General features: G+C 63.2%; 21 protein-coding genes. 9 read left to right on the forward strand and 12 right to left on the reverse strand.

All coding sequences use genetic code 11. The annotated features are described in order from the left end of the window. Window positions 1-367: 367 nt before the first annotated feature. The 3 genes from DFS21_RS26485 to DFS21_RS14960 all read right to left on the reverse strand — a co-directional run bounded on the left by DFS21_RS26485 (window position 368) and on the right by DFS21_RS14960 (window position 6,357). On the reverse strand, window positions 368-1,906 hold the full coding sequence (locus DFS21_RS26485; protein WP_146603144.1) for a hypothetical protein: 1,539 nt from the start codon (window positions 1,904-1,906) through the stop codon (window positions 368-370). Window positions 1,907-1,984: 78 nt separating this feature from the next. Further along, on the reverse strand, window positions 1,985-3,235 hold the full coding sequence (locus DFS21_RS14955) for a ribonucleotide-diphosphate reductase subunit beta (RefSeq protein WP_084941718.1): 1,251 nt from the start codon (window positions 3,233-3,235) through the stop codon (window positions 1,985-1,987). A 242-nt stretch (window positions 3,236-3,477) separates the two neighbouring features. Next, window positions 3,478-6,357 (reverse strand): ribonucleoside-diphosphate reductase subunit alpha, encoded by a 2,880-nt coding sequence (locus DFS21_RS14960; RefSeq protein WP_111532578.1) that lies wholly within the window; start codon window positions 6,355-6,357, stop codon window positions 3,478-3,480. Between the two features lie 771 nt (window positions 6,358-7,128). On the opposite strand from DFS21_RS14960, the gene DFS21_RS14970 reads away from it, so the two are divergent. Further along, the gene (locus DFS21_RS14970) at window positions 7,129-7,824 is read left to right on the forward strand and encodes a response regulator transcription factor (RefSeq protein WP_111532579.1); all 696 of its coding nucleotides are present in this window, start codon (window positions 7,129-7,131) and stop codon (window positions 7,822-7,824) included. After that, a complete protein-coding gene (locus DFS21_RS14975) occupies window positions 7,821-9,425 on the forward strand; it encodes an ATP-binding protein (protein WP_111532580.1) in 1,605 nt (534 codons plus the stop codon). Before DFS21_RS14970 ends, DFS21_RS14975 begins: the two co-directional genes overlap by 4 nt. Here the strand turns inward: DFS21_RS14975 and DFS21_RS14980 are convergent. After that, a complete protein-coding gene (locus tag DFS21_RS14980; protein ID WP_111532581.1) occupies window positions 9,422-10,123 on the reverse strand; it encodes a 4'-phosphopantetheinyl transferase in 702 nt (233 codons plus the stop codon). The genes DFS21_RS14975 and DFS21_RS14980 overlap by 4 nt on opposite strands. 153 nt (window positions 10,124-10,276) lie before the next feature. Continuing rightward, window positions 10,277-11,068 (reverse strand): dienelactone hydrolase family protein, encoded by a 792-nt coding sequence (locus DFS21_RS14985; protein WP_111532582.1) that lies wholly within the window; start codon window positions 11,066-11,068, stop codon window positions 10,277-10,279. Between the two features lie 123 nt (window positions 11,069-11,191). Between DFS21_RS14985 and DFS21_RS14990 the strand changes: the two genes are divergently transcribed. From DFS21_RS14990 to DFS21_RS15005, 4 genes are all read left to right on the forward strand, one after another. Then, window positions 11,192-11,797 carry an outer membrane beta-barrel protein gene (locus tag DFS21_RS14990; protein WP_023632176.1) on the forward strand — a complete coding sequence of 202 codons (606 nt, stop codon included), beginning with the start codon at window positions 11,192-11,194 and terminating at the stop codon, window positions 11,795-11,797. Between the two features lie 110 nt (window positions 11,798-11,907). Continuing rightward, window positions 11,908-12,585 carry a response regulator gene (locus DFS21_RS14995; protein ID WP_023632177.1) on the forward strand — a complete coding sequence of 226 codons (678 nt, stop codon included), beginning with the start codon at window positions 11,908-11,910 and terminating at the stop codon, window positions 12,583-12,585. Continuing rightward, window positions 12,582-13,922, forward strand: coding sequence for an ATP-binding protein (locus DFS21_RS15000; RefSeq protein WP_111532583.1), 1,341 nt, complete (start codon window positions 12,582-12,584; stop codon window positions 13,920-13,922). Before DFS21_RS14995 ends, DFS21_RS15000 begins: the two co-directional genes overlap by 4 nt. Before the next feature lie 419 nt (window positions 13,923-14,341). Next, the gene (locus tag DFS21_RS15005; RefSeq protein WP_102683610.1) at window positions 14,342-15,664 is read left to right on the forward strand and encodes a dicarboxylate/amino acid:cation symporter; all 1,323 of its coding nucleotides are present in this window, start codon (window positions 14,342-14,344) and stop codon (window positions 15,662-15,664) included. Between the two features lie 57 nt (window positions 15,665-15,721). Here DFS21_RS15005 and DFS21_RS15010 read toward each other — a convergent pair whose 3' ends face one another. Beyond that, window positions 15,722-16,216: a SprT family zinc-dependent metalloprotease gene (locus tag DFS21_RS15010; protein WP_046854519.1), complete on the reverse strand. Its 495-nt coding sequence runs from the start codon at window positions 16,214-16,216 to the stop codon at window positions 15,722-15,724. A gap of 140 nt (window positions 16,217-16,356) precedes the next feature. Continuing rightward, window positions 16,357-16,956: a Yip1 family protein gene (locus tag DFS21_RS15015; RefSeq protein ID WP_023630778.1), complete on the reverse strand. Its 600-nt coding sequence runs from the start codon at window positions 16,954-16,956 to the stop codon at window positions 16,357-16,359. A gap of 263 nt (window positions 16,957-17,219) precedes the next feature. On the opposite strand from DFS21_RS15015, the gene ttcA reads away from it, so the two are divergent. Both ttcA and DFS21_RS15025 read left to right on the forward strand, forming a co-directional pair. Further along, a complete protein-coding gene (gene ttcA, locus DFS21_RS15020) occupies window positions 17,220-18,044 on the forward strand; it encodes a tRNA 2-thiocytidine(32) synthetase TtcA (RefSeq protein ID WP_023630777.1) in 825 nt (274 codons plus the stop codon). Window positions 18,045-18,048: 4 nt separating this feature from the next. Further along, window positions 18,049-18,720 carry a DNA-3-methyladenine glycosylase I gene (locus tag DFS21_RS15025; RefSeq protein WP_110701187.1) on the forward strand — a complete coding sequence of 224 codons (672 nt, stop codon included), beginning with the start codon at window positions 18,049-18,051 and terminating at the stop codon, window positions 18,718-18,720. 33 nt (window positions 18,721-18,753) lie between these two features. Here DFS21_RS15025 and DFS21_RS15030 read toward each other — a convergent pair whose 3' ends face one another. Genes DFS21_RS15030 through arsC form a run of 3 tightly spaced genes read right to left on the reverse strand, consistent with a single transcriptional unit; the run spans window position 18,754 to window position 20,115 of the window. Further along, the gene (locus DFS21_RS15030; RefSeq protein ID WP_031315197.1) at window positions 18,754-19,167 is read right to left on the reverse strand and encodes a DUF2069 domain-containing protein; all 414 of its coding nucleotides are present in this window, start codon (window positions 19,165-19,167) and stop codon (window positions 18,754-18,756) included. Further along, window positions 19,160-19,765 (reverse strand): NAD(P)H:quinone oxidoreductase, encoded by a 606-nt coding sequence (wrbA, locus tag DFS21_RS15035; RefSeq protein ID WP_046854520.1) that lies wholly within the window; start codon window positions 19,763-19,765, stop codon window positions 19,160-19,162. Before wrbA ends, DFS21_RS15030 begins: the two co-directional genes overlap by 8 nt. Further along, complete coding sequence (gene arsC, locus DFS21_RS15040; RefSeq protein ID WP_111532584.1) at window positions 19,762-20,115, reverse strand: arsenate reductase (glutaredoxin); 354 nt, start codon at window positions 20,113-20,115, stop codon at window positions 19,762-19,764. Before arsC ends, wrbA begins: the two co-directional genes overlap by 4 nt. A gap of 86 nt (window positions 20,116-20,201) precedes the next feature. On the opposite strand from arsC, the gene DFS21_RS15045 reads away from it, so the two are divergent. Continuing rightward, on the forward strand, window positions 20,202-20,669 hold the full coding sequence (locus DFS21_RS15045) for a TlpA disulfide reductase family protein (protein ID WP_110701181.1): 468 nt from the start codon (window positions 20,202-20,204) through the stop codon (window positions 20,667-20,669). 60 nt (window positions 20,670-20,729) lie between these two features. Here DFS21_RS15045 and DFS21_RS15050 read toward each other — a convergent pair whose 3' ends face one another. After that, on the reverse strand, window positions 20,730-21,134 hold the full coding sequence (locus DFS21_RS15050; RefSeq protein ID WP_023632210.1) for an META domain-containing protein: 405 nt from the start codon (window positions 21,132-21,134) through the stop codon (window positions 20,730-20,732). After that, on the reverse strand, window positions 21,135-21,569 hold the full coding sequence (locus DFS21_RS15055; protein ID WP_046854523.1) for a hypothetical protein: 435 nt from the start codon (window positions 21,567-21,569) through the stop codon (window positions 21,135-21,137). Window positions 21,570-21,684: the final 115 nt, after the last annotated feature.

Raw genomic sequence — 21,684 nt, forward strand, 5'->3', positions numbered from 1 at the left:
AGGCGGAACGCGTGTGCGATGGGCCTGCGAGTGTTCAACTCGATAGGCATTTCCTTTACCTCCGTGCGCGGTCAGCTTTCTTAAGGCTGGGGTGTCGGGAGCTAAGAAACCTACACGGCAGGCCGGACGTATTCCCCTTGCGGGTCTTGTATTAGCCCACTCCCGACATAACGGAGTGCATTTTGCGCGCAGCAGTAAACCACAGGCACAAAAAAGCCGCATCTGTCGGGAGCGGGTGGACCGCCGTGTTAGGCGTTTCTTAGGCGCCGAAAACACCTTAATTACGATCCTTTCCTCTGTCAATTAGTGTGACTGTAGGATGTTTCTGAATTCTCATAAGCAATCATTATGATTGATTAAAATATCATCAGGCAGTTTCTGGCTCTGATGGAAGTTCTTCAACCTCCCCTAGTACGGCTTCAAGCTCAATATTCTGCTGATTTAGTTTGATCCGTTGGAGAGGGTAGATTGGTGATTCCCTAACTCCTTTTGATCCACGGTGAGCATCTTGAAGCCAGAACTCTACAATTTCAATGTTACGCTTTCTTGGGGCCATAAAAAGCGCAGCGTCGAGGGTGTAGGCACTATAACGTCCAGCTCTGCCGGATGCGGCTGATGTGTTTTGATCAATCAGGTGGATTAGTTTGAAGTCGACTAGCTGCTGTAGCATTTCATGCTCGGCAGCCATTGCGTGAACGTCATCACTGGATACAAGAAATGCAGTTTTTTTCTTTTCTTTCAGACAGAACGAGATTATATCTGCGAAAGCGGCCTCAAGCGCTGGGGCATCAGTAACGCCAGCATCTTCCGATAAGTTTCTGCGTTTGTTTGGAATTGCTTGTGAAGCAGCAGCCTTATAGATGTATGTCGGCGTTAGTCTGTCTGTCTTCCCGCTGCTGACGGAAAGTGATACGGCCTCTACGAAGATGGTGAGAAAATCTCTCGGCACTCCCCCTGAGGCGAGTGTAAGTGCGTGAGCTGCATCGGCGTTAAACAAATTTCCCGAAACGCTATTTATTCCTAGGGTTCGTCCCATTTCATCAAGTATTGCCACAAGATAGTCTTGGGTTTGTCTAAGCGTATCCAATGTTTTGTCGAGATTTATTTCCTCGATGTCTTGGTTGAGCTCTACACCAATGGTCTGGTTCTCGTATCGACGAAGTTTGGTTCTATGGCGTATTGTTCCGATCTTCAGATAAAGATTTGTATCTCTGAATAATCTATGGAGATAATCAATAACGTCAGGTTGGAGCGAGTTGTTAACTAGGTAATAATCATCCAGGAGGATGTTTATAGCGTGATCTCTAGTTGGTACTGCTTCTTTTATGGCGCGTTTGTATTGAGAAAGGTGTCTTTCTAAAAAGTCTTGCTTCTGCCGGCTGAATTTTGACTTTACTGATAGTTCATTGCTGGCTTCGGCGCCAAATTCAATTAAGCTGTCTTTTGGTTTGAATGTCCCTTTCCCACTGTTTTTCTTGCGGCTTTCCTCCTCTATTGACTCTTCAAATGCGGTGTCTAGAGTCTTTTCGAGTTCGGAAAGGGCTGCCTGTATTTTATTGGTGCTAAATGGCCACCACCATTTTTTCTTTGCCCCGGGAAGCTGGCTGAAAATATCTATGAGAATACTTGTGAGTATGTCGGGGAATTTTAGGGTTTTAAATTGATCCATCCCAACATAGATAAAATTATTTTCGCCGGCTTCTTTGCTTTGGTTCATGCAGTAAACGAACAGGCAAGATTTTCCCGAGCCGCGACGACCGAAAATCACTTGATGCTGTGGGCTGGAAACTCTTCGGAAATGATCGCCGCCAATATCAAGATATATAGGGCGGTCATTCTCTCGCACTCTAAAGCTGTCTCGAATTTGGTGAAGAAGGCTCTGTGTTTCGGTGGAGTCTAACGACATTGCATTTCCTTTTGCTATCGGTAGTGTTTCTTGTGAATAGTAAAAAGGCCACCGTAGGGCAGCCTCTTTACTGTCAAGTCAGTCCCAGCTCAACGCCCCACCGGTCTGATACTCAATCACCCGAGTCTCAAAGAAGTTCTTCTCCTTCTTCAAGTCCATGATCTCGCTCATCCATGGGAACGGGTTGGTAGTCCCTGGATACTCTTCCTTCAGGCCAATCTGGGTCAGTCGACGGTTGGCAATGAACTTGAGGTAATCCTCCATCATCGCCGCGTTCATGCCCAGCACGCCGCGTGGCATGGTGTCACGGGCGTATTCGATCTCCAGCTGGGTACCCTGCAGAATCATCTGGGTAGCCTCTTCCTTCATCGCGGCATCCCACAGGTGCGGGTTCTCGATCTTGATCTGGTTGATCACGTCGATGCCGAAGTTCAGGTGCATGGACTCGTCACGCAGGATGTACTGGAACTGCTCGGCGACGCCGGTCATCTTGTTGCGGCGGCCCATCGACAGAATCTGGGTGAAGCCGCAGTAGAAGAAGATGCCTTCCAGTACGCAGTAGTAGGCGATCAGGTTGCGCAGCAGCTCTTTGTCGGTTTCGACGGTGCCGGTGTTGAACTCCGGGTCCGAGATGGCGCGGGTGTACTTCAGGCCCCAGGCCGCCTTCTTAGCGACCGACGGGATCTCGTGGTACATGTTGAAGATCTCGCCTTCATCCATGCCCAGCGACTCGATGCAGTACTGGTAGGCGTGGGTGTGGATCGCCTCTTCGAAGGCCTGGCGCAGGATGTACTGGCGGCACTCGGGGTTGGTGATCAGGCGGTACACGGCCAGGGCCAGGTTGTTGGCAACCAGCGAGTCGGCGGTGGAGAAGAAGCCGAGGTTGCGCATCACGATGCGGCGCTCGTCTTCGGTCAGGCCGTCCATGCTCTTCCACAGGGCGATGTCGGCGGTCATGTTGACCTCTTGCGGCATCCAGTGGTTGGCGCAGCCGTCGAGGTACTTCTGCCAGGCCCAGTCGTACTTGAATGGGACCAGCTGGTTGAGGTCGGCGCGGCAGTTGATCATGCGCTTTTCGTCAACGGCGACGCGGGCCGAGGAACCTTCCAGCTCGGCCAGGCCTTCGGCGATGTCCAGGGCGTCCAGGGCTGCCTTGGCGCGCTTGACGGCGTCGGAGTCCGAGGCGGTGGCGGCGCGGGCTTCCAGGGCGGCGGCACCGCCGGCGCTGTCGAGCTTGTCGAGGGTGGTGGTGGCAGCGGCCTGTGCGGCGGTGTTGCCCTTGGCGGCGACTTCGCCGTCTTCTTTGTCGAATTCGTCCCAGCTCAGCATGGTGAGATCTCCTGCTTGAGGGCCATCAATGAGTATGGCCGGTGGATCTTGGTTGCGGTGCGGTGCACGCAAATCTGGAATGCCCGGGGGAGGGCTGACCGGGGCGTTGGGCCCCGGCTTGTTATGTCTGGCTGTGGGGAGGTGCTGGCAGTGCCGGCCTCATCGCTGGCAAGCCAGCTCCCACAGGGTTCTGCGCCGTGGCGCAGAAAAGAGGCTACCCGGGGGTAGCCTCTGCGCAGCCCTTATTGGCAGGCTTCGCAATCCGGCTCGTCGATGGCGCAGGCCTTCGGTACCGGGGCTGGGCCCGCGGCCTGGACCGGGGCGCTGTCGCCGCCGCTCGACACGGCGTTGAGCTTGCCGGTGTTGATGGTCGACTTCTCGGTGCTGGTCGCGGCCAGGGCACGGAGGTAGTAGGTGGTCTTCAGACCACGGTACCAGGCCATGCGGTAGGTCACGTCGAGCTTCTTGCCCGAAGCGCCGGCGATGTACAGGTTCAGCGACTGGGCCTGGTCGATCCACTTCTGGCGACGGGAGGCGGCATCGACGATCCACTTGGTCTCGACTTCGAACGCGGTGGCGTACAGGTCTTTCAGCTCTTGCGGGATACGCTCGATCTGCTGCACGGAACCATCGTAGTACTTCAGGTCGTTGATCATGACCGAGTCCCACAGGCCACGGGCCTTGAGGTCGCGGACCAGGTACGGGTTGATCACGGTGAATTCGCCCGACAGGTTCGATTTCACGTACAGGTTCTGGTAGGTCGGCTCGATGGACTGCGACACGCCAGTGATGTTGGCGATGGTCGCGGTCGGCGCGATGGCCATGATGTTCGAGTTACGAATACCTTTTTGTACGCGCTCGCGCACCGGTGCCCAGTCCAGGCTTTCGGTCAGGTCGACGTCGATGTACTTCTGGCCACGGGCCTCGATCAGGATCTGTTGCGAATCCAGCGGCAGGATGCCCTTGGACCACAGCGAACCCTGGAAGGTCTCGTAGGCGCCGCGCTCGTCGGCCAGGTCGCAGGACGCCTGGATCGCGTAATAGCTGACCGCTTCCATCGACTTGTCGGCGAACTCGACAGCAGCGTCCGAGCCGTACGGGATGTGCTGCAGGTACAGCGCGTCCTGGAAACCCATGATGCCCAGGCCGACAGGGCGGTGCTTGAAGTTCGAGTTACGCGCTTGCGGCACCGAGTAGTAGTTGATGTCGATCACGTTGTCGAGCATGCGCACGGCGGTGTTCACGGTGCGTTGCAGCTTGGCGGTGTCCAGCTTGCCATCATTGATGTGGTTCGGCAGGTTGATCGAGCCCAGGTTGCAGACCGCGATCTCGTCCTTGTTGGTGTTCAGGGTGATCTCGGTGCACAGGTTCGAGCTGTGGACCACGCCCACGTGCTGCTGCGGGCTGCGCAGGTTGCACGGGTCCTTGAAGGTCAGCCATGGGTGGCCGGTCTCGAACAGCATCGACAGCATCTTGCGCCACAGGTCTTTGGCCTGGATGGTCTTGAACACCTTGATCTTGTTGTACTCGGTCAGGGCTTCGTAGTACTCGTAGCGCTCTTCGAAGGCCTTGCCGGTCAGGTCGTGCAGATCAGGCACTTCCGATGGCGAGAACAGGGTCCACTTGCCGTCATCGAAGACGCGCTTCATGAACAGGTCAGGGATCCAGTTGGCGGTGTTCATGTCGTGGGTACGACGACGGTCATCACCGGTGTTCTTGCGCAGCTCGATGAATTCTTCGATGTCGAGGTGCCAGGTTTCCAGGTAGGCACACACGGCGCCCTTGCGCTTGCCACCCTGGTTCACGGCCACGGCGGTGTCGTTGACCACTTTCAGGAACGGCACGACGCCTTGCGACTTGCCGTTGGTGCCCTTGATGTACGAGCCCAGGGCGCGCACCGGGGTCCAGTCGTTGCCCAGGCCACCGGCGAATTTCGACAGCATGGCGTTGTCGTGGATCGCGTGGTAGATGCCCGACAGGTCGTCCGGCACGGTGGTCAGGTAGCAGCTCGACAGCTGCGGACGCAGGGTGCCGGCGTTGAACAGAGTCGGGGTCGAGGCCATGTAGTCGAAGGACGACAGCAGGTTGTAGAACTCGATCGCACGGGCTTCTTTGTCTTTCTCTTCCAGCGCCAGGCCCATGGCCACGCGCATGAAGAACACCTGCGGCAGCTCGAAGCGCACGCCATCCTTGTGGATGAAGTAGCGGTCGTACAGGGTCTGCAGGCCCAGGTAGGTGAACTGCTGGTCGCGCTCGTGGTTGATCGCCTTGCCCATGCGCTCCAGGTCGTAGCCTTTCAGGGCTGGGTCGAGCAGTTCGAACTCGACGCCTTTCTCGACGTAGGCCGGCAGGGCCTTGGCGTACAGGTCGGCCATCTCGTGGTGGGTGGCGCTGTCGGCGACGTTCAGGAAGCCCAGGCCTTCGGCACGCAGGGTGTCCATCAGCAGGCGGGCGGTGACGAACGAGTAGTTCGGCTCACGCTCGACCAGGGTACGGGCGGTCATCACCAGGGCGGTGTTGACGTCCTTCAGGGCGACGCCGTCGTACAGGTTCTTCAGGGTTTCGCGCTGGATCAGCTCGCCATCGACTTCGGCCAGGCCTTCGCAGGCTTCGCTGATGATGGTGTTCAGGCGCGCCATGTCCAGCGGCGCCAGGCTGCCGTCGGCGAGGGTGATGCGGATGCTTGGGTGCGGCTCGACCACGGCGTCGGCGTTGCTGCGGGTGGCGCGCTCTTTTGCACGCTGGTCGCGGTAGATCACGTAGTCACGGGCGACTTTCTGCTCGCCGGCGCGCATCAGGGCCAGTTCGACCTGGTCCTGGATTTCTTCGATGTGGATGGTGCCACCCGATGGCATGCGACGCTTGAACGTGGCGGTGACCTGCTCGGTCAGGCGCGCGACGGTGTCGTGGATGCGCGACGAGGCGGCGGCGGTGCCGCCTTCAACTGCGAGGAACGCCTTGGTGATGGCAACGGTGATCTTGTCGTCGGTGTAGGGGACGACAGTGCCGTTACGCTTGATCACGCGCAGTTGGCCAGGGGCGGTGGCGGCCAGATCCTGGTTCGAATCGGCGGCCTGAGGCGCCTTGGCCTGCGGGTTCTCGCGAGTTGTGTCGGTTTGCATGGGTGGGTGTCTCCACAGTTTCTAGTTTGTTCAGGCGCCGTTGTCGGGCGCCACCGTTCCGTCCACTTGCTCGATGGCCCGGGCGGGGATGCGCGTGAAGCACACGCATCCGCCCGCTCGGGCTTACCGACTTCGGGACAGACTCAGGAATTAGGGGCAGTAACCTGCCGCTCCCTGGCCGAAGTCAAAGGTTCTGGGCGTACCCAAAATCTGTTGCTGATGAGTGCGGGCCTTGCCTGCAACACTCATACCCGAACAAGGCCGTCTGCGGCTTGCCTCGGTCGCCCTCCGCAGGAGCGGTTTGGCTGTTGAAATCACCTTAAGTTCAGCCAGAAAATTCGCTTGAATTTGCCTGTTGACTTGTGTTTGTGATTTTGCGCAAAACCCAATATCTAGTGGTTCGCTGCGATAGGGATACAAGATAATGCGGTCCAGGGGGCTTTGCAAGGTCGGCGCCTGTGGATAACTTGTGGGTACTTTGTGAGTCATCCGTGGGTATTCGCTGTAGGCCTTGTCCCAAGAGGTTTGCACTATTTTTTCTGGCTGCTACGCCCCGACGCATAATTTTGCGGGCGCGCACCCTATCACAAAAAACGGTTCAGTCGAGGGCTGTTTGCGGTAGTTGGCAGGGGTGGGAGCGGGACGTAGTATCCGGGGCTGATGTTGCGCTTTGGTGAAGGCGGATTTGCGCTGGAATCAAAGGGTTGTGCCGGCCTAATCGCGGGGCACGGACAACACAAGGCCAGACAATAACCAGAAAAAGGGGAGGCCATGGACCAGCCAATCAACCGCATCCTGATCGTCGAGGACGACCAGCGCCTGGCCGAACTGACTGCCGAATACCTCCAGGCCAACGGCTTCGAAGTGGCGGTGGAGGGCGACGGTGGCCGCGCCGCGCGGCGTATCATCGACAGCCAGCCGGACCTGGTGATCCTCGACCTGATGCTGCCCGGCGAAGACGGCCTGAGCATTTGCCGCCGCGTGCGCGGCCAGTACGCCGGCCCCATCCTCATGCTCACCGCCCGCAGCGACGAGCTCGACCAGGTCCAGGGCCTGGACCTGGGCGCCGACGACTACGTATGCAAACCGGTGCGCCCGCGCGTGCTGCTGGCGCGTATCAACGCCCTGCTGCGCCGCAGCGACGCCCCGGAGCGCCGCCAGGACCTGACCTTCGGCCCCCTGCATATAGACAGCCGCCAGCGCGAGGCGCGCCTGCACGGCCAATTGGTCGACCTGACCGGCGCCGAATTCGACTTGCTCTGGCTGCTGGCCAGCAACGCCGGGCGCGTGCTGTCCCGAGAGGAGATCTTCACCTCGCTGCGCGGCGTCGGCTACGACGGCCAGGACCGCTCCATCGATGTGCGCATCTCCAAGATCCGCCCCAAGATCGGCGACGACCCGATCACCCCGCGGCTGATCAAGACCCTGCGCAGCAAGGGCTACCTGTTCGTCGGCGAGGCGCCATGAACTCGATCTTCCTGCGTATCTATGGCGGCATGCTCGCGGTGCTGGTGCTGGTGGCCGTGCTCGGCGTGCTGAGCCTGCACCTGCTCAACGAGATCCGTGCTGGCCAGCACCGCGAGCGCCTGGCCCAGGGCACCTTCAGCCTGATGGCCGACAACCTGGCGCAGCAGAACGCGGTGGAGCGCACCCGTTCGCTGGTGATTTGGGAGCGCCTGCTCGGCGTGCCGCTGGACCTGCAGCCGCTGTCGGCGTTCACCCTCGACGGCGGGCAGCGGGCACGGCTGTACCGCGATCTGGTGGTGGTGGAAAAGACCGGCCCGCATGCCGCCCGGGTATTGCGTCGGGTCGGCCACGAAGACCTGCTGCTGGTGGCCGAGGTCAAGCAGATCAGCGAGCAGCTGGCCCGTGCCACGCTTTATCTATTGGCCGATGAGCTGGTGCGCTACCCGGTGACCGAGCAGCAGGCTTGCCTGGCACAGCTTCGGCAGAGCAAGGGTTTCGGCTTCGACATCGCCCTGCAGCGTATCGAGCGCGCCGCCCTGGACGACGACCAGCGCCGCCGGGTGGAGGAGGGCGACACGGTGATGGCCCTGGGCCGGGACGGTGATTCGATCCGCGTGTTCTCGGGGCTGTCCGGCTCGCCCTGGGTGCTGGAGATCGGCCCTCTGTATCAGCTCAACCCCTATCCGCCGCAGTTGCTGATCCTGATCGCCTTTCTCGGCTTGTGCCTGATCGGCCTGGTGGTCTACCTGCTGGTGCGCCAACTGGAGCGGCGGGTGTCCGGCCTGGAGGTGGCGGCCACGCGCATCGCCCAGGGCAGCCTGGACACCCGGGTGCCGGCCGGCGATGCCGACTCGGTGGGGCGCCTGGCCGAGGCCTTCAATGGCATGGCCGAGCACCTGCAACGTTCATTGACCATGCAGCGCGAGCTGGTGCGGGCGGTGTCCCACGAGTTGCGCACGCCGGTGGCGCGGCTGCGCTTTGGCCTGGAGATGATCGAGAGCGCCAGCACCGACGCTGCCCGGGCCAAGCACCTGGCGGGCATGGACGGCGATATCCAGGACCTGGACAAGCTGGTCGACGAGATGCTGACCTACGCCCGCCTGGAGCAGGGCGCGCCGGCCCTGCATTTCCAGGTGGTGGACCTGGACGAGCTGCTGGCGCGAGTGATCGAGGAGCTGGCGCCGCTGCGCGCCGAGGTGCGGGTAGTGCGCGGCGAATGCCACGGGCTCGACGGCGGTGATGCTCGGGTCGAGGCCGAGCCGCGCTACCTGCACCGGGCCCTGCAGAACCTGGTGCGCAATGCCATGCGCCATGCCGAGTCCGAAGTGCGCGTGAGCTATCACCTGGGACAGCAGCGTTGCCGCATCGATGTGGAGGACGACGGCCCCGGGATTCCCGAGGGCGTGTGGCACCGCATCTTCACCCCCTTCACCCGCCTCGACGACAGCCGCACCCGGGCCTCGGGCGGGCATGGCCTGGGGCTGTCGATCGTCCGGCGGATCATCTACTGGCACGGCGGCCGCGCCCTGGTCGGGCACAGCGAGCAGCTGGGCGGGGCGTGTTTCAGCCTGAGCTGGCCGCGGGAGCAGCCACGCGATTAAACGCTGATCAGGCTGAGCAGGTGGCCGTCCTGCAGGCAGAACTGGCCATTGAGTTCGACACCGTGGCGCCACTCGGCCGACAGGTCGGTGAGCAAGCGCAGGCGGGCGTGGCCGTCGCTGGACCATTCCAGCAGTTCGGCGTGCTCGAAATAGAAGCGCTTTTTCGTCAGCGGGTAGAGCGTCTTGAACAGGCTTTCCTTGAGCGAGAAGGTCAGGGTCACGGCCAGGGCCTGTTGGCTGCGGTCCAGGCGTTCCAGCTCCGCGGGGGTGAGGATCTCCCCGGCCAGGCGTTCGGCGCGGTCTTCTCCGAGCAGGGTTTCCTGGTCCAGCCCCAGGCCGCGGCATTGGCCCTCGGTAGCCACCACGGCGGCGGCCCAGCCCTGGCCGTGGGTAATCGAGCCGTGGATGCCGGCGGGCCAGATGGGCGAGCGGTCTTCGTGGGCAGCGGGCGCGTAGTCGCGGCCATCCAGATGTTGCAGGGCAGCACGGGCGCAGACTCGGCCGGCCAGGTACTCGGCCTGGCGCTTGGCCACCGAGCGTTGCAGGCTGGCGGTCTGTTCGATGCCGGCGCGCTGGAAGTCGTCGGCGGCCAGGCGGGTCGGGTCGAAGGCGCAGCTGACCAGCACCGCGCCGGGGACCGGGCGTGGCAGGGGCCAATGGTGCTGGAGCGGGGCGCAGCAGGTGGGGAGTCTGTTCATGGTCGATATTGTGCCAGCCGTGATCGCTGGCGCAAATCACCGGGACGTCATCGCGGGGCAAGTCGGGTCGCCGCACCGCCGCTCCCACGAGTCGCGTTGTTTTTCGGCGTGGGAGCGGCGGTGCGGCGACCCGACTTGCCCGCCAAGAGCCCTTCAGTCAAACGCCGTCTTGAGGAACGCCTGCATATCCTTCCACGAGCTCTCGTCAGCCGCCTTGTCATAGCCGATATCCGGCCCACCATGCTCGCCATGGCTCAAGCGGTCGGCATCCGGGTTGCTGAAGCCATGCTTGGCCCCCGGGATCCCGACGAACTTGTAGTCCGCCTTGGCCGCATCCATCTCCGCCTTGAACGCCGCCACCTGCTGCGGGGTGACCATGCTGTCGGCCTCGCCATGCTCTACCAGGATCTTGGCCCGGACCACCCCCGGCTTGGCCGGCGTCTGGGTCACCAGCGCGCCATGGAAGCTCACCACGCCGTCGAGCTTCTCACCGCGGCGCGCCGCGTCCAGCACCACCTTGCCGCCAAAGCAGTAGCCGATGGCCGCCAGCTGGTGCTTGTTGGTGTTGGGCTGGATCTTCAGCAGCTCCAGCCCGGCATCGAAGCGCCGGGCGGCGGCCGCTGGGTCCTCCATTGCCGCGGCCATGAACGCCTGCGCATCGGCGGGGTGCTCGGTGTTCTTGCCGTCGCCGTACATGTCGATGGCCAGGGCGTTGTAGCCCAGCGCCGCGAGGTCGCGGGCGCGGCGCTTGGCGTAGTCGTTCAGCCCCCACCATTCATGCACCACCACCACGCCCGGGCGCTTGCCCTCGACGGCGTCGTCGTAGGCGTAGTAGCCGATCAGGCGGTTGCCGTCGGTATCCTGGTAGGGGATCTCGCGGGTCTGCACCGCCGCCTGGGCGAGGGTGGCGCCGCACAACAGGGCCAGTGCAAGCAGGGTACGCATGGTCGAGCTCCTTGTTCGGTTCGTTCAGCCCAGGTTCAGGCCGGGTTCAGCAGGGGTTCAGGGCGCCCTCCCTACTCTAGTCCCCAGACAGAAACAACGCATCCAACCCGGAGTACCTGAACCATGAAAACGCTCAATACCCTGATCGCCGCCATGGCGGTTTGCGCCGCCGGCCTCACCACCGCCGCCCAGGCCGATGACAACTTCGCCAGCCTGACCTACGGCCAGACCAGCGACAAAGTGCGCAAGTCCGGCCTGCTGCAACGCAACACCGACGGCCTGAACGCCGACGGCATCATCGGCAAGGACAGCACCTGGGGCGTGCGCCTGGGCAAGATCAACGACCAGGGCCGCTACTACATGACCTACGACAACGTCTCGGGTGACCACAGCGGCGTCAAGCTACGCCAGGAAAACCTGCTCGGTAGCTACGACCTGTTCCTGCCGGTGGGCGATACCACCAAGCTGTTCGGCGGCGGCACCCTGGGCATGACCAAGCTGACCCAGGACTCGCCGGGCGCCAGCCGCGACACCGACTACGGCTATGCCGTGGGCCTGCAGGCCGGCGTGATCCAGGAAATCACCGACAAGGCCTCGGTGGAGATGGGCTACCGTTACCTGCGCAGCAACGCCGCCACCGAGATCGGCGCCCACGGCGGGCCGAAGGACGGCACCCTGCGCCTGACCAGCAGCGCGCAGACCTACCTGGCGGCAAGCTACAAGTTCTGAGGTCGCTGTTATCCTGTGCCGGCCTCATCGCGAGGAGTGCATGACCCGTGGGAGCGGGCTTGCCCCGCGATGAGGCCGGTACAGGCATTCGCTATTCAAAGGAGAACTGCATGAAATTGCTGGTGGTCGAGGACGAGGCGCTGCTGCGTCATCACCTGTTCACCCGCCTCGGCGAGGGCGGCCATGTGGTGCAGGCGGTGGCCAACGCCGAGGAAGCCTTGTACCAGGCCGAGCAGTACAACCATGACCTGGCGGTGATCGACCTGGGCCTGCCGGGCATGAGCGGGCTGGACCTGATCCGTCAGCTGCGCAACCTTGGCCAGACCTTCCCGATCCTGATCCTCACCGCCCGCGGCAACTGGCAGGACAAGGTCGAGGGCCTGGCCGCCGGCGCTGACGACTACGTGGTCAAGCCGTTCCAGTTCGAAGAGCTGGAGGCGCGCCTGAACGCCCTGCTGCGCCGCTCCAGCGGCTTCACCCAGTCGACCATCGCCGCCGGCCCGCTGGTGCTCGACCTCAACCGCAAGCAGGCCACCCTGGACGAGCAACCGCTGGCGCTGACCGCCTACGAATACCGCATTCTCGAGTACCTCATGCGTCATCACCAGCAGGTGGTGGCCAAGGACCGGCTGATGGAACAGCTGTACCCGGACGACGAGGAGCGCGACCCGAACGTCATCGAGGTGCTGGTCGGCCGCCTGCGCCGCAAGCTCGAGGGCGACAACGGCTTCAAGCCGATCGATACCGTGCGTGGCCTGGGCTACCTGTTCACCGAGCGCTGCCGATGATCCGTTCGCTGCGGGTGCGCCTGATGCTGGCGGCGGCGTTGCTGGCGCTGCTGTTCATGCTGGCGTTGCTGCCGGCGCTGCAGAAGGCCTTCAGCCTGGCGTTGCAGGAGTCCATCGAGCAGCGCCTGGCCTCGGACGTGACCACGCTGATTTCCGCCGCGCGCATCGAGCATGGCCAGTTGCAGATGCCGGCGCTGCTGCCGGACGAACGCTTCAACCTGCCGTATACAGGCTTGCTCGGCTACATCTTCGACCGCCAGGGCAAGCTGGTGTGGCAGTCGCGGGCCACGCGCAACCGCAACATCAACTACCACCCGCGCTATGACGGGCGTGGCAACGAATTCGCCCGTATTCACCAGGACGACGGCGAGGAGTTCTTCGTCTATGACGTCGAGGTCAGGCTGCTTGGCGGCAAGAGCGCGGCGTTCAGCATCGTCGCCCTGCAACCGGTCCGCGAGTACCAGGACACCCTCAATGGCCTGCGCGAGAAACTCTACTTCGGCTTCGGCGCGGCGCTGCTCGCGCTGATGGTGCTGCTCTGGGCCGGCCTGACCTGGGGCCTGCGCTCGCTGCGTCGGCTCAGCTCCGAGCTGGACGACGTGGAGAGCGGCGCCAGGGATGGACTGAGCCGCGAGCACCCACGCGAACTGCTGCGCCTGACCGGCTCGCTCAACCGCCTGCTGCGCAGCGAGCGTGAGCAGCGCCAGCGCTACCGCGACTCGCTCGACGACCTGGCCCACAGCCTGAAGACCCCGCTGGCGGTGCTGCAGGGCGTGGGCGAGAGCATGGAGCAGGGCGACCGCGAGCAGGCGCGGGTGCTGCAGAGCCAGATCGAGCGCATGAGCCAACAGATCGACTACCAATTGCAGCGCGCCAGCCTGCGCAAGAGTGGCCTGGTAAAGCACCAGGTCGAGCTCAAGCCGTTGCTCGACAGCCTGTGCAGCACCTTGGCCAAGGTCTATCGCGACAAACGCGTCGAGGTCGGTTTCGATCTCCCGGCCGATGCGCGGGTGCCGATGGAACAGGGAGCCTTGCTCGAGCTGCTCGGCAACCTGCTGGAGAACGCCTACCGGTTGTGCCTGGGGCAGGTGCGGGTCAGCCTGTGTGAAGCGCCGGGGCAACTGGAGCTGTGGATCGAGGACGACGGCCCGGGCGTGCCGCCCGACCAGCGTGAGCGCATTCTCGAACGCGGCGAGCGGCTGGACCGCCAGCACCCCGGGCAAGGGATCGGCCTGGCGGTGGTCAAGGACATCATCGACAGCTACGACGCCGAGTTGAGCCTTGGCGATTCGCCGTTGGGCGGGGCTGCGTTCCGCATCGCTTTCCGGCTCGATTGATTCTGCCTTTCCAGTGCAGGGGGCGGTGCGTGGGAGCGGGCTAGCCCCGCGATACCTGCGAAGTCGGTGCCATCCGGAGCGGTCCTCATCGCGGGGCAAGCCCGCTCCCACCGGGAAGTCCCACTGAATACCTCTGAGGCGGAAATCCGCCAACCCGCCCTGTACGATTTCCGCCATCGGGCGGAAATCCGCCATTTCCTACCGGCTACTGCGCCCCGTCCCGGGGCATTCACACCCTGTAATCATTGGCTGTGCACCTCAAGCGGGCACTTTGGCATCGCCCTTGCTATTCACCTGGCAGAGGCCTGCCCAGGCGCTCGAACACAACGACAAATCCCTCCGGGTACAGGAGGGTTCGCGATTCAGGTGCCCCGACATCCTGGGAAGGATGCGCCGGCCCACTTGAGGAAAAATTAGCCATGACGACTCGTCAGCCGCTGTACAAATCGCTGTATGTCCAGGTGATCGTCGCGATCACCATCGGTATCCTGCTCGGCCACTACTACCCGGAGACCGGCGTAGCCCTCAAACCCCTGGGTGACGGCTTCGTCAAGCTGATCAAGATGGTCATCGCGCCGATCATCTTCTGTACCGTGGTCAGCGGCATCGCGGGCATGCAAAGCATGAAGTCGGTCGGCAAGACCGGCGGTTACGCGCTGCTGTACTTCGAGATCGTCTCCACCATCGCCCTGATCATCGGCCTGGTGGTAGTCAACGTGGTGCAGCCGGGTGCCGGCATGCACGTCGACGTGAGCACCCTCAACGCCAGCAGCGTGGCTGCCTATGCCGCCGCCGGCGCGCAGCAGACCACCGTCGGCTTCCTGCTCAATGTCATCCCCAACACCGTGGTCGGCGCCTTCGCCAACGGCGACATCCTGCAAGTGCTGATGTTCTCGGTGCTGTTCGGCTTCGCCTTGCACCGCCTGGGCAGCTACGGCAAGCCGGTGCTGGACCTGATCGATCGCTTCGCCCATGTCATGTTCAACATCATCAACATGATCATGAAGCTGGCCCCGATCGGCGCCTTCGGCGCCATGGCCTTCACCATCGGCCAGTACGGCGTGGGTTCGCTGGTGCAGCTGGGCTACCTGATGGCCTGCTTCTACATCACTTGCCTGCTGTTCATCCTGGTCGTGCTGGGCGGTATCTGCCGCGCCCATGGCTTCAGCGTCATCAAGCTGATCCGCTACATCCGTGAAGAGCTGCTGATCGTCCTGGGCACCTCGTCCTCCGAGTCGGCCCTGCCGCGCATGCTGGCCAAGATGGAGCGCCTGGGCGCGAAGAAATCGGTGGTTGGCCTGGTGATCCCGACCGGCTACTCGTTCAACCTGGACGGTACCTCGATCTACCTGACCATGGCCGCGGTGTTCATCGCCCAGGCCACCGACACCACCATGGACATCACCCACCAGATCACCCTGCTGCTGGTGCTGCTGGTGGCCTCCAAGGGTGCCGCGGGCGTCACAGGTTCCGGCTTCATTGTCCTCGCCGCCACCCTGTCGGCCGTCGGCCACCTGCCGGTTGCCGGCCTGGCGCTGATCCTGGGTATCGACCGCTTCATGTCCGAAGCCCGCGCACTGACCAACCTGATCGGCAACGCCGTGGCCACCGTGGTCGTGGCCAAGTGGGTCAAGGAGCTGGACACCGACACCCTGCAGGCCGAACTGGCGTCTGGCGGCTCGCCGCTGATCGACACCCGTCCGACCGACGACCTGGGCGTGGCCGAAGGCCCGGCGCGTTGAGTGTGAGTTGAAATGCGAAAAGGCGACCCTCGGGTCGCCTTTTTCATGCGTTGACGATTATTCGACCCGCGTCTCGCCGCTGTACACCAGGATCTCCCGGCAGCGCCGGCACAGGTAGCGCCGCCCCTGGCGCACCAGCTTGTGGCGCTGGGCGGTGAACGGGAAATCGCTTTCCGGGCACGGGCAACGGTAGATGTAACGTGTCGCCACGCGCCGCTGCACTTCGTAGTTGTGACAGCGGTTCGGCGGCAGCTCGTACACCCCGCGCATGATCAACTGCCACTCCTCGCCATGGGCCTGGATGCGCTCGCCGAACAGCTGGTGGGCGATCAGGTGGGCGACCTCGTGGGCCACGGTCTGGCGCAGGAAGTCTTCGGCGTTCTCGCGGTACAGCTGCAGGTTGAAGCGCAGCAGGTTCTCGTGCAGGTGGGCGACGCCGGCCTTCTGTCCGCGCAGCTTGAAGCTGACCTGCGGGCGCGGGAAGGGGCGTTTGAAGAAGGTTTCGGCTTGCTGGTAACAGGTTTCGACGCGTTGTCTGAGCAGCTCGGGCATGGCGGGGTAGTTCTCCTGACCGGGCATTATGCCGCAGGCAGCGGGCGGCTGCCGAGCCGCCGGTCAGGCACACGAAGCGAGGCCGCCTTGCGGCGGCCTCGGTGATGCCCCAGTGTTGGTTGGATCTGGTTGGTATGCGTTCAGTTGGTATAGACGGGCCCCACGCCCAGTCCCCAGATGATCACGGTCGCGGCCATGATCGCCACCAGAACCACGAGGCCCACCGCCAGCACCGAGCTGGAGAACAGGAAGCCTTCATCCGACGGTATGTTCATGAACGTCGGCAAGCCGACATACAGCAGGTACACGGTGTAGCAGATCGCCGCCGTGCCGATCAGCATGCCCAGCCACAGGTGCGGGTACAGCGCCGCGAGGCCGCCGATGAACAGCGGGGTGGCGGTGTAGGTGGCAAAGGCGATGCACTGCGCCATGCTCGGGTTGGCGTCGTAGGTGCGCGCCATCCAGTGGATGAAGGCGCCCATCACCGCCACGCCGGCGAGCATCGCCAGGTAGGACATGATGCTCATCCATAACGCGCTTTCCATGGTCAGCATCACGGCTGGCCGCTCGCCGATCACCCAGCCGACCTGGGTGGTGCCGATGAACGCCGACACGGCGGGAATCGCCGCCAGGATCAGCGTGTGCGTCAGGTACATGTGGCTGATGCTTTCGTCCTCGCCACGAATCTCCCGCCACTCCTGGTCGGGGTGGGTGAACAGCCCAACAACGTGATGAATCATACGGGTCACTCCTATCGTCGTTGCCAAACGCCCCCCGGATGGAGCGCCTATGGCCCGAGGCCAGGACACCAGGTGCTGCGCCAATGTGGCCTTATGTCGCAGTATAGGAAGCGGATTCCCGCACAAAACCGGCTTTTTAGAGCAAATCGCGCTGTCAGCGACGTGGTTGATTCCCTTGAAGTCTTTATCGGATTCACCTACTGCGCCGCCCGGTTTGTGCGTAAAATAGCCGGCTTTTGTCACACCTCGCGGATTCAAGCGCTATGGGCACCCTCTCGGTCAACCAGAACAAACTGCAAAAACGCCTGCGTCGCCTCGCCGGCGAAGCCATCACCGACTTCAACATGATCGAGGATGGCGACAAGGTCATGGTCTGCCTGTCCGGCGGCAAGGACAGCTACACCATGCTCGACGTTCTGTTGCACCTGCAGAAGGTGGCGCCGATCAAGTTCGAGATCGTCGCGGTGAACATGGACCAGAAGCAGCCGGGCTTCCCCGAGCACGTGCTGCCGGCCTACCTCAAGGAACTGGGCGTCGAGTACCACATCGTCGAGAAGGACACCTACTCGGTGGTCAAGGAGCTGGTGCCCGAGGGCAAGACCACCTGCTCGCTGTGCTCGCGCCTGCGCCGCGGCACCCTGTACACCTTCGCCGACGAGATCGGCGCGACCAAGATGGCCCTGGGGCACCACCGCGACGACATCGTCGAGACCTTCTTCCTCAACATGTTCTTCAACGGCGCGCTCAAGGGCATGCCGCCGAAGCTGCGTGCCGACGACGGGCGCAACGTGGTGATCCGCCCGCTGGCCTACTGCAGCGAGAAGGACATCCAGGCGTATTCGGACATGAAGGAATTCCCGATCATCCCGTGCAACTTGTGCGGCTCGCAGGAAAACCTGCAGCGCCAGGTGGTCAAGGACATGCTGGTGGAGTGGGAGCGCAAGCACCCTGGCCGCACCGAGAGCATTTTCCGCGCCCTGCAGAACGTCGCGCCGTCGCAGCTGGCCGACCGCAACCTGTTCGACTTCACCAGCCTGAAGATCGACGAGAGCGCCACCCCGCGCTTCCTCGACGTGCTGAACATCTGATCTTATGCGCGACTACCAGTGGTTGCATGAGTACTGCCTGAACCGCTTCGGTTCGGCCAAGGCGCTGGAAGCCTTCCTGCCGCAGCCGCGCACACCCGCGCAGCTGCGCGACATCACCGACGACCGCTACCTGTCGACCCTGGCCCTGCGCGTGTTCCGCGCCGGGCTCAAGCACAGCCTGGTGGATGCCAAGTGGCCGGCGTTCGAGCAGGTGTTCTTTGGCTTCGACCCGGAGAAAGTGGTGCTGATGGGCGCCGAGCACCTGGAGCGGCTGATGCAGGACGAGCGCATCATCCGCCACCTGGGCAAGCTCAAGAGCGTGCCGCGCAATGCGCAGATGATCCTCGACGTGGCGAAGGAGAAGGGCAGTTTCGGCGCGTTCATCGCCGACTGGCCCGAGACCGATATCGTCGGGCTGTGGAAGTACCTGGCCAAGCATGGCAACCAGCTGGGCGGACTATCGGCTCCGCGTTTCCTGCGCATGGTCGGCAAGGACACCTTCATCCCCACCGACGACATGGCCGCCGCGTTGATCGCCCAGAAGATCATCGACAAGCCGCCGACCAGCCTGCGTGACCTGGCGCTGGTGCAGCAGGCGTTCAATCAGTGGCACGCCGAAAGCGGTCGGCCGCTGTGCCAGCTGTCGGTGATGCTGGCGCATACCGTCAACCATTGAGATCGCCGGGGCCGCAACGCGGCCCCGATACGTTCAGGCACCTTCGCCAGCCAGGCGTCGATCCTGCTGGAACTTCCAGCGCACGAACAGCAAGCCGCTGACGAACAGCCCCAGGCTCACCAGCACCTCGACCCAGCCGAACAGCGCTCGGGCGGGGTCGAACGCGGCCAGCACGCCCTTGATGAAGTAGATATTGACCACGAAGCAGGTCCAGGCATGCGCCCGGGCGCTGCCCATCAGCATGCCCGGCAGCAGCAGCAGCAGGGGGATCAGCTCGATGGCCAGGATCACTTCGACCCGCGCCCCGTGCAGGTTGGCGAACCACAGGTTGTTCACCACCAGCAGGGCGATCAGGCCGAAGAAGCAAGCCAGGCTCAGGGCGCGGGTCAGCCGTACGCGTGGGGCGAGCCACTCCAGTGGCGGCAGCACCTTGGGTTTTCTAGCCACGCTGGCCACCCAGGGCCTTGGCGGTGTTGGCCAGGCGTTGGCCGAGGGCGCGGCACAGGGTGATCTCGTGCTGGTCCAGCTCGCGCTTGCCGTCGGCGCCGGCATGGTGGCTGGCCCCATATGGGGTGCCGCCGCCGCGGGTATCGAGCAGCGCCGACTCGCTGTAGGGCAGGCCGGTGACCAGCATGCCGTGGTGCATCAGCGGCAGCAGCATCGACAGCAGGGTGGTTTCCTGGCCGCCGTGCAGGCTGGCGGTGGAAGTGAACACCGCCGCTGGCTTGCCCACCAGCTCGCCGCCCAGCCACAGGCTGCTGGTGCCGTCGAGGAAGTACTTGAGCGGTGCGGCCATGTTGCCGAAGCGGGTCGGGCTGCCCATGGCCAGGCCCGCGCAGTGGCGCAGGTCGTCGAGGGTGGCGTACAGCGCGCCGCTGGCCGGGATGTCCGGGGCCACGGCTTCGCACTCGGTGGAGATCGCCGGCACCGTGCGCAGGCGCGCCTCCAGGCCGGCCATCTCGACGCCGCGGGCAATGTGCCGGGCCATCTCGCTGGTCGAGCCGTGGCGGCTGTAGTACAGCACCAGGATGTAGGGTTCGCTCACGGCAGGATCTCCAGGACCTTCTCGGGTGGGCGTCCGATCACGGCCTTGTCGCGTGCGACCAGGATCGGGCGTTCGATCAGCTTGGGATGCTCGACCATCGCCTTGATCAGCTGAGCGTCGCTCAGGGCTGGGTTGGCCAGCTCCAGTGCCTTGTATTCGTCTTCGCCGGTGCGCAGCAGTTGGCGCGCGCCGATGCCCAGCTTGGCGAGCAGCTGTTCGAGGGTGGCGGCGTCCGGCGGGGTCTCGAGATAGCGCACGATGGTCGGTGCGAGGCCGCGCGCTTCGAGCAGTTCCAGGGCGCCGCGGGATTTCGAGCAGCGCGGGTTATGATAGAGGGTCAGATCGGTCATGACGGGTCGCATCCAGCTGGGTGTGGCGGCTATTCTAACCGCAGCGACCGACTTCAATGCTTGAAAACTTCGAGAAGGATTGACCCATGGCAAGGCGTTTGGCAGCTGCACTGGCCATCACCGCGAGCCTGCTGCTCGGCGGCTGCGGTGCGGACTACGGCGTGGACCAGCACGGCAATACGGTGAAGGCCGAACAGGTCGAGGGGCACTGGCTGGTGCTCAACTACTGGGCCGAATGGTGCGGCCCGTGCCGTACCGAAATACCTGAACTCAATGCTGCTGCCAAGCAGTGGGAAAACCAGGGTATCCGGGTGCTGGGGGTGAACTTCGATGGTTTGCAGGGTGCCGACCTCAAGGCTGCCGCCGAGACCCTCGGCATCGGCTTCACCGTGCTCGCGCAAGACCCGGCCGAGCGCTATGAGCTGCCGCGCAGCGAGGCGCTGCCGGTGACCTATATCATCGATGACAAGGGCAAGGTGCGCGAGCAACTGCTGGGCGAGCAGACGCTTGAAGGGCTGCAGGCGAAGATCAGGGCGCTCAAGGGCGGCGCCTGAGTTCCAGCATCGCGGAGCAAGCCCGCCCCCACGTGGGAGCGTGCTTGCTCCGCGATGGTTTCAGCCTTCCTCAGGCCAGAACCGCAGCGGCTTGCCCTCGGCCGGCCAGAAGCGGATCTGCTCGATTGGCGACACGTCCCAGCGCTGCACCGTCTCCAGCGCCTGCAGGAAGCGTTTCTCCTGGTCCATCAGCGCTGGCGCGCACAGCTTGCGGGTCTTGCCGACCTTGCCGAAGCTCAAGTGCTCGCCGTCCAGCGTATAGGGCGCGAACCAGTGGTTACAGCCGGCATTGCCATAGGCACGGCCATCGCTGGCCAGGGTCAGGGTCAGGTGGCTGTAGTCGATCAGCGGGCGTTCACCGATCCACTCCAGCAGGTAGCTTTGCTCCTGCTGCAGCTTCGAAGGTTGCGACGCGCAGCCCATCAGGCCGGTGGCGATCAGCACGCCGGTCAGCAGCTGTTTCACTCAGGCGCGCTCCTGGCACTGCGGGCACAGGTGCTTGTCGCCCTGGCTGGCCCAGCCCAGCTCCTGGACACGGGCGGTGGCTGCCGGGGCGTGGCCCTTCTTGCCGAGCTTGGCTTCGACGGCGAACTCGAAGTCCAGCACCGCGTCGCAGCCGTCGCACTTGACTTGCCACTCGTGGATTTCCAGTTCGTTGAATACTGGCCCCTGGGCCACGGCCACCCACTGCCCGGTGGGGTTGATCAGGTGGCGCACGCTGTCCACGGTCAGGCGCATGGACAGGGTTTTGCTGCCTTTGAGCGAAACCAGCAGCGCGTCGCCTTTCTGGATCGAGCCGCCGTTGCCGGTGACCTGATAGCGGCCCGGTACCAGCGCGCGGCACTCGATCAGGGTGTGTTGCGGGTTGAAAAGGGTGTAGCGGAAATCGTGTTCGACCATGGGTCCTCCAGAAATGCCGCGTATCTTAGTGTGGTGCTTCACAAATAACGACCCTAATTCGCGGCGCTTTTTGCGCTCATGCTGCGTTGTCGCTCCTCGCCGTAGCTGGGCTACG

It is taken from the genome of Pseudomonas sp. 2848, assembly GCF_003253945.1.
In the GTDB taxonomy this organism is placed as follows: Bacteria; Pseudomonadota; Gammaproteobacteria; order Pseudomonadales; family Pseudomonadaceae; genus Aquipseudomonas.